The sequence below is a fragment of the Rhodococcus koreensis genome (assembly GCF_900105905.1).
GTDB lineage: Bacteria > Actinomycetota > Actinomycetes > Mycobacteriales > Mycobacteriaceae > Rhodococcus_F > Rhodococcus_F koreensis.
Map to the genome: position 1 here is coordinate 47529 of NZ_FNSV01000005.1, position 14075 is coordinate 61603.

Sequence of the window (14075 nt, forward strand, 5' to 3'; positions counted from 1 at the left end):
AAGGATCGCCACCCCAGCGAACAACACATGACATTCCACAGATCGGAATCATTGACTTGGACGAACAACCGTGCATTCCGGACATTGACCTCCAAATATCGGTTAAATCACTACAGTCATTGCGGCCGCGCCGACTATCTGCCAGGGTGGGATTCCGCTGTCCGGAATCCGAGCTCTCCCGCGTGTTCCGCCGCCCACCCGCGAACCGCCGAAAGGAACACCTATGGCCGCAGACAATTCAGGGTTGCAAACGGTATCTCGCGCCCTCGCCGTGCTGCGATGTTTCCAAGGCGACGTCGAACTGGGAGTCACCGACATCGCACGCGCTCAGAATCTGGCAATGAGTACGACGCACCGCCTGCTGCGGGCCCTCCTCGAGTCCGAGTTCGTCGAGCAGGACGAAAAGACCGGCCGATACAGGCTGGGAGTCGCACTCGCCGAGTACGGTCAACTGTCCTACCGACGCCACCTCATCTACCTGGCCGAACCCCACATCGAACAACTCGCAATCGAAACCGGCACCGCGGTCTCGATTGCCACCCGCCGCGGCACCGATGCGATCAACCTCGCCTTCACCCGTTGGCGAGAAGCCCATGGCCACAACCTTTCCGAAGTCAGATTCCCGCTACACGCAAGTGCACTCGGCAAGGCGCTCCTCGCCTGGTCACCGACGACCAGCGACGAACTGGACACTCTGCCCTACCATCTGGGAACCGACCGCACACCTCAGAGCACGGCATCACTGTCCGCGGAACTCGAGGCCGCCAGATCCGCGGGATACACGATCAACGACGAGCAAACCGAATGGGGCTTCAGGATCATTGCCGTCCCGGTACTCGATCCGGAAGGACACGCACGCTTCGCGCTTGGGATGCGCGGAACCACACAATTGATGATTCCGGAGCGGATACCGTTCCTGGCCAATCTCGCGCGGGTCACCGCAGCGGCGATCAGCGACACGTTGTTCGAGACGCCAACCCGGTGACCGAACATCAGCAGTCGCGGACACGACCACAGTAGCGAGGCCCGACGGACAAGCCAAAGTATGGGCAGATCAACACGCGCACCGCAGCGAGCCGGGTCCGGCACCAGCACAGGGTCGACGCACGCACTGGGGAGGTCGTGTTCTCGATACAAGTCATCCGGAGATTCACCTCGGCAACGGTTGTGTTCCCGACCCGGCGTGGCACACCTGCTCCGAGGCGCAGGCTGGCTGGGCCGACGACGGAACTCGCCTGGACGAGAGTGGGAGTATCGTGTGAGACAAGTCGCACACTGAATTCGATGGCTCGAACTTTCGCGTTCAGCGGGTACTTTGGTCGTCGCCCCACCGGGTCATAGGTCATGCGCGATTTGTGGCACGGTGGGGTCTCCTCGGACCCCGGCCCTCAACGTTTCCATCAACTCCAGGCGCGAATCGACGAAGTCAGCGACATTGCTTACCCAGACTTTGCGGACCCTTCGCCGCCGACGGATAGGTCGAACGCACCGTCATTCCCCACCTCGCCACCATCGGTGGTCTACGAACTCACCGACATCGGCATTCAGGCGACCCCCGGAACTCGAGCCCTTCCTCCGTTGGATCCGCGCGGTCACGACATCAGGAGGCTGACACCCACCATCCCCACGTTTCGGCTGTGTCAGAAGGACTCTGTCAGTGAGTGGCCGGCGCAGCCGCACCCTTGGTGTCACGGTGGAAAGGTGAACCTGTGTCAGGTTTTGATGCACCTCCCTCCCAAGGGGGATGCAGATCATGCCCAGGCATTATTCGGCCGAGCGGTGCGTGAGCGCGCGGCGAGGATGGTCCTTGACCATCGGGGTGAGTATTAAGTCGATTTTCGCCACGTCACGGTGATCGCCCCGAAGCTCGGAGTGGGTCGGTTCGTTCCGCGTGGCGTTGGGACTCACGGGACTGCCGCTGCTACAGGAGCGCCCGTTCTTGCCGCCACGGCCTCACTCGGCCGCATGATGCTCTCAGCCACCGCGTCCTCTGTCTGGCGCAGCAGGACCTGCCACTGCCGCGCGTCCGGTGCACCACCACCGATGATGCCGAGCGCCGCGGACATGCGACCTGAGGGCCCGCGGATTCCGACGGCGACACCGTAACGCCCGTACCGGTACTCCTCGCGTTCCCGCGCGATGCCGCTGCGGCGGATCCGCGTCAGATCGGCCGGAAGCGCCGCGGTGTCGAAGGTGTACCGGGTGTATCGCTCGGTGACGGCGGTCGGTGGGTCGCCCGCAGCGAGGAACACTTTGCCCACGGCAGTTGCGTGCAGCGGGAACCTGTCACCGATCTCGACGACGGTGCCGTCGCGCCGCGGGCCGAGCGCCCGGTCGACGATCACCGCGGCCCCACCGACCGCCGCGGCGAGCACCACGGTACGCCCACTCGCGGCGGCGAGACCGCGGAGATGCCAGGTGGTTTCCCGTTGAATGCGCTGGACGCAGGGCGCGTGTGCACCGATCGCCCAGATCCGCATGCCGACGCGGTAGCTCCCGTCCTCGAGCCGGTCAAGTGCACCCCAATCGACAAGCTCGCGGATCATCCGCAGCGTCGTGGCCGCAGACAAACCGCACCGCGCCGCGATCTCGTTCAGCCGCAGCGGTGTCGAGGAGCCCTCGAACACCTCGAGAACGCTGAACAGGCGCCGCGCGACGCCGGTGCGGGTGGTGCCGGCCATGCGCTGGACCTCCGTGATGTGGGCAACTCGTTTTCAACCACTGAAATCCAACCGTAGACCGGCAGGCCCCGAGCGCGAAGAGTTCGGCGCACCGAGTTTCCGCCACTCCAGAAGGTTTCAAAAATCCATGTCTGTTTCCCGAATCGGACGCGCCACCTGCGCCGTGCTCGCCGCCGGAGTCGCCACCTCAGGTCTCGCCGCCTGCACCTTCGACGCGCCTGGCCCACGGTCGCTGCGGATCGCGTTGTCCGCCGATCCGCTGTGTCTCGATCCGCATCAGGCCCCGTACACCGAATCCCTGCACGTGGGCAGGCAGTTCGTGGCGAATCTCACCGATCAAGACCCGCGGACGGGTGAGATCGCCGCCTGGATCGCCACCGACTGGACGGTCTCCGACGACGCCACCAGGTTCCGGTTCACACTCCGCGACGACGCCACCTTCGACGACGGCACCCGAATCGACGCGGCAGCCGTCGCGGCCAATTTCGAGGATCTGCGCGCCCTCGGCGCGAAGTCCCCGTTCGGACACTCGTACACCAAGGGGTTGCGGGCCATCGACACTCCCGATTCCCGGACCGTCGAGTTCGTGTTCGACATGCCGAGCGCCCAGTTCCTGCAGGCCACGTCCATGGTCACCACCGGACTGCTCGCCCCGGCCACCCTGGACTCGAGCCCAGAGGAACGGTGCACCGGGAAGCTGACCGGGTCGGGGCCGTACGTGGTGGACACCCACACACCGAACTCGTCGACGACGCTGACCGCGCGCGCCGACTACACCTGGCCAGGCGCGACCACGAGTCACACCGGCGCCGCCGCCATCGAGAACCTTGAATTCGTGGTCATGACCGAGTCCAGTGTGCGATCAGGAGCGCTGCAGACCGGCCAGATCGACATCGACACCGACGTCCAGGCCCAGGACGAGGCACCGCTGTCCGCCGCCGGCGTCCCGGTGATCGCCCGTGCGCGCCCCGGCCTCGTCTACACGCTGCTCGCCAACGAGCAGAGTGCCGCGCTGTCCGATCCCTCAGTGCGGCGGGCAATCAGTCGCGCGATCGACCGGCCGGAGCTGGCCGCGGTGCTGTCCCCCCACGAGAGGTTCGCCACCAGCGCGCTCTCCGCGGTGACGCCCGGCTACCTCGACCTGTCCGCCGAACTCGCCTCCGATCCCGACCGGGCCGCCACCGAACTCGATGCCGCCGGCTGGCTGCCCGGTCCCGGCGGTGTCCGCGTCCGCGGCGGCCTACCGCTGACGCTGCGTCTGGTGTTCGCGTCCACGGATACCCATTCGCAGGTGTACGAGGTCGTGCAACAACAACTCGCGCGGATCGGAGTGGACCTGCGCCTGGCACCGCTCGACCCGGGTGCGAACGTCGATGCGCAGAACAACGGGGACTACGACTTCGTGTGCTGGGCGGTGACGCGGCCCGACCCGGAGGTGCTCGGCACCGTGTTCCCCAGTACCAGTGCCGGCAACCCCAACCGTCGCACCGAGCCAGGCCGGATCGACGAACTGCTCGCCGACCTGGGCCGCACCACCGAACCCGCGGCACGGCAACGTCTCACCGACGAGGCCACCCGGGAGGTGCTCGATCAGGGCCATGCGATACCCCTCTTCGAGCAGTCCGCCGTCGTCGGCACGGCCGCGTCCGTCGACGGCGTCACCCTGGACGCGTCGAGCCGGCCCATCTTCTACGGAGCGGAGTTCACGTCGTGACCGGATGGAACAACTGGGGTGCCGGTGCGGCGGTCACCGCGGCGGAGTTCGTCGACACCGCGAACCACCTGCTCGGTGCGGTGCTGGCGCGGGTGCCGGGCGAGCAGGCCCGGTGCGATCTGCTCGACGGCCTGGCCGCGTCACTGGCGACGTCCGGGCGCGAGTCCGTCCTCGCGGTCGAGACGTTCGAGGCCACCGGCGACGATTCCAGGAAAGAGATAGCGAGGCAGGCCCGCGTGCTCGGCGCGGGCATCGCCGAGATCGCACGACAAGCCCCGACTCCTGCGGGTGCGGTGCCGCTGCGCAGCAACTGCCAGGGGCATCTGTGGACCCCGACAGTGGCCGAACACCTCACCGGATCTCCGAACGCCGCGGTCGTGATGCAGCTGTACAACGAGTGGCTCCATCAACTGGTGCTGCTACGCGACGCGCTGCTGCCGTATCGCAACTGGCAGCAGGCCCGGCTGCGGGTCGACCGGCAGGGCCTGCGCCATGTCGAGGACGCACGCCGCAAATTCCTCGCGCAGTTCCTCACCCGCACCCCACGACACGACATGATCGTGCGGCTCGCCGCCGCGGCAGTGTCGGATCTACCGATACCGCAGCGTGCGTACGGCTTCCGTGGCGCGGCGGGCACCGCGCTACCGTCGGTGCTGACCGGGTCACCGCTACACTCGCCACGCAACCTTCTCGACTGGGCCGAGGGCGTCGACGGCGCTCCGACAGCATACGTGCCCGCCGTCGAGGACTACCTGTCGCTGCCCACGACCACGCCCATGCGGTCGCATCGACTCGATCGACCCGAGTACACGCTCGTCGAGTCCGGCGGCGGCGCCGGGCGGTCCCACCTGACACTGCGGTCTCCCGGCCTCCCCGACGTCGACCTCGGTCAGGCACTGCGCGGACACCGGTACTCCTACCGCGTCGTCGGCGGGCAATCTGCGTCACCCGCTGCGGAGATCCCCCGGTACGCGGCACGCGACCTGCTGACCGCCGACGGTCTCGTCGACTTCCCTGCCGGCACTCACCTGATCGACAGTACGGCGGATACGCCCAGCGTCCTCGCCGTGCTCGGGAAAATTCTGCCGCACAACACGATCCTGTGGGACGGTCACGACTGGACCCACGCCAGGAGAGCGGGCAAAGCGGGCCCACCGAAAGTCGTGGTGAGCTCCGGGTAACCGGAACCGACACCAATTACTTCACTCACGGATGGCGGGGGGGTATTGGTGTGATTCGTAGATCCAAACCTTGCGGTCGGCGATCGACTACCCGATGCCAGGCACCGGATCAGCGATCTGTCAACACGTTCGATCGTTCGTGCGGTCTCGACAGCGGCGTGACCGCCGAGCACGCGGTGCCGTCAGTGGCCACCGCCACCACAATGCTCGGGCGGCGTGGGTGTCGCCGGCAGGTGTTCACCCTGCAGCGAGCGGTTCAGGCGTAACCGTTGTCGATCACGCGGCCGGCACGAGTCTGTCGACCAGGTCATCGATCGAATCCTGCAGGTAGTACGGGTTGATGTTTCTTCGTCCGTTTTCTACAGATGCGACGAGAGGGCTCGGCGTTTCCGTGTCGCGTGCGCACGTCACCCACCACGCCGATATTGGGTCGGAGCTCCCGGTCCGGTCCTGGGGGTGATCGCCCACATGCCCCACAACGCCACCACCGAGGCTACAACCCGGTACCGGTGCGAACCAACGCGACGACCGGCCCACACGAGCCTCTTGTCACGGGCGCCCGGGTAGTCGAGTCCCGACAAGTGCCGCCACCAACGCCGTCACAGCGAGTATCAGGAACACCGTCCCGTAGATGTCGGCGCCTCCACGATCGAGCAGCAACCCCATCACGGTGACGCCGATCGACGCGAACAGCTGAACGACGATGAACAAGGCGGTAGTGCCCTGTGCCGCGGATTCCGGTGCGAGAGTGCGGTACACGCTGGCGAAGCTCGGCGCGGCGACGCTGCCGAATCCGAGTCCGATCACCACGTAGAACGCCAGGAGCGCGGCGAGCGGCAGCGACTCCCACACCAGCGACACGGTTCCGAGCCCGACGGCCGTCACGAGCGAACCGGTGACGACGAGGGGTCTCGGGCCGACCTTGTCGCTGAGTCGCCCGGCGTTGACCATCGAGATCAGCAGTCCGAGGCCGAGTGCGGACGTGATAATCCCTCGACCGATGCCATGCAGCCCGAAGACCTCTTCCGCAAGCATCGGTAGCACGCTGAGCTGCGAAAACATGATGAACCCCACCGCGCACATGGTGAGAAGTGCAGCGGCGAACGCTCGAATTCGGAGCAGCCGAAGATCGAGCACCGGAGCCTTGGCGGTTCGAAGCGCATGGACTGTATAGGCGGTCAACAGCAGAACCCCGATCACCGCGAGGGCCACCACGAGCGCGGCGTCCGCACCGGCACCCCACCGGTTGATCGTGAGGAGCAGGAACACGAAACCCGGTGACAGCAAACTCATTCCGACGAAATCTGGTGCCGGCGGCTTGTCGAGCGTTCGGGTGGCCGGCACCCACCGAAGCGCGGCCAGCACGATGAGCACCCCGAGAGGCAGGTTGATGAGGAAGATGGCCCGCCACAGTCCGTTGTCGGCGAGAAGGGTCCCTACCAGCGGACCGACGACGGGCGCGATGTTGATGATGAGCGAGAACCGTCCCATGACGCGGCCGACGTGTTCACGAGGCGCCACCGCTGCAGCCACCGCGATTGCGGCAGGTTCGACGAGTCCGCCGCCGAGTCCTTGAAGGACGCGGAACAGGATCAACGTCGACACCGACCACGCGAACCCGGTGAGAACCGACCCGGCAACGAAGGCGATCAGGCCCGTGATGAAGACCGCGCGGCCACCGAAGCGGTCAAACTGCCCACCCGACGAGCGGAAGCACGGATGCTGCCGCGAGGAGGTACCCGGTCGTGACCCACACGACCACAGGCAAGGTGGAGTCGAAGGACGTGGTCAGCGTGCCGAGTGAGGCGGTCACGGCAGTCCCGTCGAGCACTGCCCCGAATGCGGCGGCCCCCAACACGGTGATCAGAATCTGTGTTCGCCGATCGAGCGTCGAGCGGTCGGACTCGGCAACCTGGTTTACCGTCATGGCGTCGGACTTTACTACACGGTTTAGTTTGGTGCAGTACTCTAAGATTCATAAGATGGTTACCAGCGGAACTGTCGATTCGACCGTCCGGCGCAGAAGCGTCGACAAGCGCAGAAGCATCCTCGACGCTGCGGCGCCGGTCTTCGGCGACGTCGGTTACGAGCGGGCCAGCATCGAGACAATTGCTGCCGCGGCAGGAGTGTCCAAGCCCACCATCTACAGCTACTTCGGCGGCAAGGAAGATCTGTTCCGGGAGTCGGTCGCCGACTCGGCGCGCTCGCTCAACGCCGACTCGCTCGCTGCGGTGCACTCGCTCGACGTCAGATCCAAGAACTGGAGAGCCAGTCTCGTCAGGACGGCATTCGCGTTGACCGCCTGTCAGCGCAGCGAATGCGCGAGCGCCCTCTCTCGGTTGGTCAACGCAGAGATTCGCCGCGATCCGTCGGTCTTCGCGGCTGTGCGCGAAGCCGGTTACGAATCCATCGTGGAAGCGTTGGCGGGGAGATTGGCGATTCTGAGCAATACCGGCATGCTGTCGATCGAGGACCCCGTCCTGGCAGCCAAACAACTGATGGCACTGACGCAGGTGGAATTGCCGGATCTCACCTCACTCGGCACCAAACCCGCATCGGATGCGGCCGTGCGTAAAGCCGTCGCCGCGGGAGTCGACACCTTCGTCCGAGCATATCGTCCCTGAAGTCCATCAACGGGAGATCCGCATCCTTGCGCGAAGAATGTCGCGGCAACAAATGATCACCCACTCGCGATGACCCTGCTTCCACTGTGTCTTCTGGCAGGCGCGGGCCGGACCCGGGCGTCATCAGTTAATCTGCAAGATTCGAACGACCCCTCGTCGTTCGTCGTTCGGTGACAGTGCTCGCACGGATCCGACTCAGCGTGTCGTTGCATCCTGCTCGGACATCACAGGCCGCGCGGCATCCACGGCACGCAACAGCGTGCGCCACGAACGTCATCGCGCACCGCTCGCACACTGGCGTCCCCAACCCGGCGGTCTCACAGTACTGGTCGCGGCTCGCACCGGTTTGCGGGCTTCTATCGGCCACCGGCGGTCACCGGTGAACAGCGCGGCGTCGAGGCAGGTCGGCCAGGCGGGTCAGCGAGCGTCGAATACGGACATTTCCATCGTCCACAGCTCTGGACTCGAGTGCCTCGGAGCGGCGCGATGGACAATGATTCCGTCCTGCACGCTCATGACCTGCGGCCGTCGTGATGGCTCGCGGCGACCGCCGCCGGCCTCGTCGCCGTCGGTGCTGGTCGCCGCCGCCGTGCTCGCCGGTGTCGCAAACCCGGCGTTCCATCTCGCGCGTTCTCACCCGTGGGCGGCCCGGTGCGGCTCGATCAGCGCCCGGGTTGTGCGTGCTCGCGATCGCGTTTGTCGGTGCTCGTGCTCGTGCTCGTCGATTCGCCCTGACCGGCGCCGGAACCGCACACTCCTCCGATGCACCAACTTCTCGCGGACAACGAACTCGTCCTCACCGTCGTGATGTGCGTGGTCGTGGTGGCGCTCGCCGCCGCCGCGGTGTGGACGATCTTCCACTGACCCGACACGACTCCCAGAGGTCTCGGGGACGTGGCGTGGGGCGCCGAATAACGACGGTCACGGGGCGGCCAGACCGGATGGACACTGATCTGAACCGTGGTTACATCACGGGGGTGGAACGGATACCGGCACCCGAGCAGCGTCTCGACGAGTGGGTGATGCTCGCCTACCGGATCCCCCGTGAGCCGTCGACATGGTGGGTTCGCTACTGCTCACGTCGGTCTCCGAAACATGAAAGTCAGAGCGGGGCAGGGTGGTCGGGCCGCACTCGGGGTCAGGACGGTTCGCGGCCGGACAGGACACGTTGGCGATGGAATTCGTAGAGCCCGTCGAAGATGGGGGTCGCCACCGCCAGTGTCTGATCGTCGGTGCCGGTCAACGACAGCCCGCGCAGCACCGAGTCCAGTCCGGGGGCTTCGGGGGCGTCGTAGCGGCCGTCGTCGATGTCGGCCGACACGCCCGCGACAGCCCCTCGCGCCGCCGGGCCGAGAAGGACACCGACGAGACGCCGCCGCTGATCGCCGACGACGCGTCGACGAGGGTGCGTTGCATGACGGCGATGAACCTCCAACTCGAAGGACCACCACCGACCGTCAACAGCTGGCTCACCGGGCCGCGTTGGGGATATCCCCGACACCGTTGTTGCGGCCCCGTTCGGTCGACCCCGAGGACCTCGCCTCGGTGCGCGGGAGTGAACCGGCCACCCAGACTGTCGCCGCCTCGCAGCGCTTCCTGCCGTCACCTCCACCCGCGGGTCGACGCGCGGGCCCGGGTGATGTGCCCCTGTGCTTCGACATCGAGGATCGTGAACTTCTCATAGTCCGCGTACGCAATATCCGTCAGCAGCCGCGACTGAGCCCGGGCCAGCTGAACGTGCCTTCCAGGACGAAGTTGCGGTGGGGACGACGTCGTAGCTTGACCCCTGTGGTGGCGACATCGGACCCCGACGGTCTCGCCTCGCCGTGTTGCGTGGGCCTCGGGCATTGGTGAGTTCCGGTGCACAGCAGAGGTTGTCTATGCCCGCGATGCGATTCCAAGATGAGCTACGTCTGCGGCTGACGGAGAACCGCCAGCATCGCTGCAGACTCTGTCCATTCACAGGTAAATCTAGCCAGCCTATGCACTTCAGCAGGTGAGAGCACCATTCTTCGAGCGGATCTACGCGAGCAACGGTGCTCGGGTCGTTGTCATCGCGGCGAGATTACGGAGAGAACGTCGTCAATCGCCGGCGCCGGCGATGCGGCGACGTCGAACTGCTCGGGAAGGTGTCCGACACCGATGAGGGTAATGACGACCTCGTTGTCGGGAATGTGGAAGGCGTTGCGGAGGACCTGGTCGTGCTCGCGGTCTTCCGACCAGTTCAAAACACACGTCCCCAATCCCGCTGCATGGAATCCGTAGACCAAGGACATCGCGAACAGTCCGCCGTCGATCCATGGCTGGTTGCGCTCACCGATCATGTCGAACTCGCGGATATCCACGGCAATCACCAGCACAGCACCGAGTCTGTGACCAAATCCCGAATTGCCGTGATGATAGCTGAGCAGATTGTTGCGCAACTCCGGTTCATAGGCCGCATATACGCGACGCGACTCCCGGTTGCACACCCGCGGGGATTTCAAGGCTTGTCCCACAACTGTTCGCACGTCGGAGGGCGTGACACCTTCTCCGGTGAAGTGCCGTACGCTGTAACGGGTTTTGATGAACCTGTCGTAGTCGAAGTCGGTCGCCTCTTTGATCTTTTCCCGGGTCAGGGTGACCGCTCCGCCGGGGAGAGGTTCATCTCCCGACTCCGCGGCAAATGCGCGCAGCTCCTCCTCGAGGTGAGCCGGCATAGCGAGTCCGCGCTCATCGTGGAAGCGAACGTAGGATCGGACGGATCCGCGAGCGCCTCGTGTTGCAACACTTGCGTTGCCGGTCGCCTCTAGTTCCCGGACCGCGGCCAGAATCGATGGAATCTTGCGCACTCCGAATCCCGCCCGAGGTACCTCCATGGCCAGCCCCTTTTCGAGGCTGTGATAGGCAGATGTGAGGAACGACGCCAATGCAACGGGGTCGGGGTTGATGTCCCTTGTGCTCGAGTGCCTCAAGAACCTGTCGCGGTCGTACTCGAAGTTGCTTTCGACTTCAGGAAGTTCGGCCTTCGGTGTGTAGGCGCGTCGAGCCTCCTCCAGGTCGAAATCCACAGTCACGGCAGTGGTGGTGGTCATTTTCCGTTCCTTCCGATCAGCTTTGTTCCGTCAAAGAGCGATAGCTATTGATGCAATGCCATACCAATATTGGGCTGACTGCAGCGACGTAGAATCACCGCACTACCGAATCCGGTTGCGGTACCTTTTATTCCGAGCGGTTAGTTGCTTGCAGAGGGGCTATTCCGAAGAATCAACGCAGCGGTCTCGCGTGCGAGGGCGACTGGGGAATCAAAAGCTCTGGTGCCGAGCGTTACCAGAGCCCCCTCGAGCAGCAACTGAAGTTGGCATGCAACCCGACCAGGGTCGGTAAAACCCGCTTCCGCGCAAAGTTCGCTGAACCGAGCACGCATCCAGATCTTTTGCTCTGTGACCTCCTGCGGAATCAGGTGCCCAATCGGATCAGGCCCTTCTTCCGCTCGAGCGTTGACAGCGCTGCAGCCTTTGGTCGATCGACCGGGATACCACGAATTCGCCGCATCGAAAACCGCAAGTATTCGATCAATGCCTGGTTCAGGGTGCCGCTGCACGTGATCGTGAAGAATTGTCCGCCACTGATTCTCACGTTGCTGAAGGTAGGCCAGAACAAGGTTCTCTTTCGACCCGAAACGATTGTAGAGGGTCTTTTTGGTCACGCCCGACTCCGAGGCGATGCGATCCACCCCTACCGCGTGGATACCGTGCGCATAGAATAACTGCGACGCGGTATCCAGCACGGTCTGCGCTTGCCGCGTCAACGTGACTGGCGCGTCGGTGTCTGCGATCGGCATGAGATATTTATACCAGGTTACACCGACCTGTGTAAAACCCCGAGGAATTGCCAGGTCAACGGCTTTTCGACTCCGCTAGCGCGCCTGGACCACGTTTGGCGACAACAACCGCACGTCTCTGTCGTCGCTGGAACTCGGGCGCGCCGTGGCACCTGAAATGTCGTCAATATCAGCAAGGATGACTCGCACAAGTATTAATTTGCAACATTTTTCGCCGCGTTACTGCTGTGGGTAGTGTCTGAGGCGGCGCTTGACAGGCACATTCAGTTCCTCCGTCGACTAAGTGGTCTGATTCGTTAGTTCGTCGGGGGTTGTTGCCAGGCGGTGGGGTCGGCGAGGTAGAGCCCGCAGGCGCAGTCGAGTGCGTCCTCGGGGGTGCCGGCGAAGGCGCCGCTGGGCAGGATCGAGTCCTGGTACTTGCCGGTGCTGGCGAGGTGGATCGCGAATCCCCACGAGCGGGCCGATCCTCCGTAACGCAGCCGCATCAGCGGTAGGACGGTGCCGTCCGGCAGTGTCGCGTCGACGTAGGCGAAGGATCCTCGAAATCGGGCGTCGACGTCACGCAGTTGCGGCCAGCGGGCGCGGGCATGGTCGAACAACCGAAGGCGCAGCGAGTTCTTCGTCGATTCCGGTGGTGTCGGCACAGGGTTCATCGTGCCCGATGACCACCCGTGTCGGTCACCTATCTCGGGGGTGTCGCACGCGAAGGTTGTGGCATGTGTGATGAATGTGACCTGATGGTGCTGCTGTGGTGATGGTCAGTCCGTTCCAGGTCGCGTTGGACGACGTCGACCGCGTCGAGCTCGAACGGCGGGTGCGGGCGGGCAACACCCCGCAGAAGGTGGTGCTGCGCGCGGTGATCGTGTTGCTGGCCGCCGACGGCGCCTCGAACGCGGCCATCGCCGACGAACTCGGCATCTGCGTCGATACCGCCCGCAAGTGGCGGGCCCGGTTCTGCGCCAAGGGTATCAAGGCACTGGTCGACGCGCCCCGCTCGGGGCGCCCACCGGTGTACACCCCCACGGACGTGGCCCGGGTCAAGGCGTGGGCGTGCGAGTTGCCGGCCGAACACCAGCTGCCCCTGTCTCGGTGGAGCGCCCCGGAACTGGCCCGCCAGCTACTGACCGACGGGATCGGCGCCTCGGTGTCGACGGTCCGCCGCTGGCTCGCCCAGGACGCCCTCAAACCCTGGCAGTACCAGTCGTGGATCTTCATCCGGGATCCACGGTTCGAGGCCAAGGCGGCGGTGGTGTTGGACCTTTACGCCCGCAGGTACGACGGCATCGCGCTGGGCGCGGACGAGTACGTGATCTCCGCGGACGAAAAACCCTCCATCCAGGCCCGCCGCCGCTGCCATCCCACCCAGCCGGCCGGTAAGGGACGTCCGATGCGCGTCAATCACGACTACCGCCGCGGTGGGGCGTTGGCGTATCTGGCGGCCTACGACGTCCACCATGCCCGAGTGTTCGGTCGATGCGAACAGTCCACCGGCATAGTGCCGTTCACCGACCTGGTCGGTCAGGTCATGACCTGCGAGCCCTACGCCTCTGCGGAGCGGGTGTTTTGGATCGTCGACAACGGATCCTCGCACCGGGGCCGGGCCGCGATCGATCGGCTGTCCGCGAGGTATCCGAACGCGGTGATGGTGCACACCCCGGTGCACGCGTCGTGGCTCAATCAGGTCGAGATCTTCTTCTCCATAGTCCAACGCAAAGTGCTCTCGCCCAACGATTTCGAAGAACTCGATGCTGTCGAACGGCGCCTGCTCGCCTTCGAGGAACGGTACAACGCCACCTCCGTGCCGTTCAAGTGGCGGTACACCACCATCGACCTGCACCGACACCTCGAACGACTCGACCTCCACGACCGAACCCTGCAAGCGGCATGACCCCCGACGAATTAACGAATCAGACCACTAAGGACCGACGCTCCACGAGATGAGGATCCGATGACCGTCACGCGCACAACATCACGGGCGGCAGACGCTGGTACCGCATGACATCGGGTCATCGCCGAAAAGGCAGATGCGATCATGACGGTCGCATGTAATCG

12 protein-coding genes are annotated in these 14075 nt (G+C 64.8%); 5 read left to right on the plus strand and 7 right to left on the minus strand.

Going from position 1 to position 14075, the window contains the following annotated elements; all coding sequences use genetic code 11:
• Nucleotides 1-223 precede the first annotated feature (223 nt).
• A complete protein-coding gene (locus BLV94_RS04480) occupies nt 224-985 on the plus strand; it encodes an IclR family transcriptional regulator (protein WP_072948187.1) in 762 nt (253 codons plus the stop codon).
• 919 nt (nt 986-1904) lie between these two features.
• Here the strand turns inward: BLV94_RS04480 and BLV94_RS04485 are convergent.
• Entirely contained in the window at nt 1905-2681 is a 777-nt protein-coding gene (locus BLV94_RS04485; RefSeq protein ID WP_072948185.1) for an IclR family transcriptional regulator, read from the minus strand.
• 127 nt (nt 2682-2808) lie between these two features.
• On the opposite strand from BLV94_RS04485, the gene BLV94_RS04490 reads away from it, so the two are divergent.
• Together BLV94_RS04490 and BLV94_RS04495 are read left to right on the plus strand one after the other, a co-directional pair.
• The gene (locus tag BLV94_RS04490; protein ID WP_072948183.1) at nt 2809-4395 is read left to right on the plus strand and encodes an ABC transporter substrate-binding protein; all 1587 of its coding nucleotides are present in this window, start codon (nt 2809-2811) and stop codon (nt 4393-4395) included.
• Nucleotides 4392-5576: a hypothetical protein gene (locus BLV94_RS04495; RefSeq protein ID WP_072948180.1), complete on the plus strand. Its 1185-nt coding sequence runs from the start codon at nt 4392-4394 to the stop codon at nt 5574-5576. Before BLV94_RS04490 ends, BLV94_RS04495 begins: the two co-directional genes overlap by 4 nt.
• Nucleotides 5577-6125: 549 nt before the next feature.
• Here the strand turns inward: BLV94_RS04495 and BLV94_RS04500 are convergent.
• The gene (locus tag BLV94_RS04500) at nt 6126-7340 is read right to left on the minus strand and encodes an MFS transporter (protein ID WP_083395465.1); all 1215 of its coding nucleotides are present in this window, start codon (nt 7338-7340) and stop codon (nt 6126-6128) included.
• Nucleotides 7264-7503 (minus strand): hypothetical protein, encoded by a 240-nt coding sequence (locus tag BLV94_RS47720; RefSeq protein ID WP_083395466.1) that lies wholly within the window; start codon nt 7501-7503, stop codon nt 7264-7266. The genes BLV94_RS04500 and BLV94_RS47720 overlap by 77 nt, the downstream gene beginning before the upstream one ends.
• A gap of 55 nt (nt 7504-7558) precedes the next feature.
• Here BLV94_RS47720 and BLV94_RS04505 point away from each other — a divergent pair, with 55 nt between their 5' ends.
• Nucleotides 7559-8200 (plus strand): TetR/AcrR family transcriptional regulator, encoded by a 642-nt coding sequence (locus tag BLV94_RS04505; RefSeq protein WP_072948178.1) that lies wholly within the window; start codon nt 7559-7561, stop codon nt 8198-8200.
• 1138 nt (nt 8201-9338) lie between these two features.
• On the opposite strand, the gene BLV94_RS04510 is transcribed toward BLV94_RS04505, so the two are convergent.
• From BLV94_RS04510 to BLV94_RS04525, 4 genes are all read right to left on the minus strand, one after another.
• Nucleotides 9339-9521: a chromate resistance protein ChrB domain-containing protein gene (locus tag BLV94_RS04510; protein WP_244163499.1), complete on the minus strand. Its 183-nt coding sequence runs from the start codon at nt 9519-9521 to the stop codon at nt 9339-9341.
• Nucleotides 9522-10251: 730 nt separating this feature from the next.
• A complete protein-coding gene (locus BLV94_RS47725; RefSeq protein WP_083395467.1) occupies nt 10252-11274 on the minus strand; it encodes a nitroreductase family protein in 1023 nt (340 codons plus the stop codon).
• Nucleotides 11275-11414: 140 nt separating this feature from the next.
• Nucleotides 11415-12023: a TetR/AcrR family transcriptional regulator gene (locus tag BLV94_RS04520; RefSeq protein WP_072948176.1), complete on the minus strand. Its 609-nt coding sequence runs from the start codon at nt 12021-12023 to the stop codon at nt 11415-11417.
• Nucleotides 12024-12319: 296 nt separating this feature from the next.
• On the minus strand, nt 12320-12667 hold the full coding sequence (locus BLV94_RS04525; RefSeq protein ID WP_244163500.1) for a hypothetical protein: 348 nt from the start codon (nt 12665-12667) through the stop codon (nt 12320-12322).
• Between the two features lie 110 nt (nt 12668-12777).
• On the opposite strand from BLV94_RS04525, the gene BLV94_RS04530 reads away from it, so the two are divergent.
• Nucleotides 12778-13911 (plus strand): IS630 family transposase, encoded by a 1134-nt coding sequence (locus BLV94_RS04530; protein WP_072948269.1) that lies wholly within the window; start codon nt 12778-12780, stop codon nt 13909-13911.
• The last annotated feature ends 164 nt before the right edge of the window (nt 13912-14075 follow it).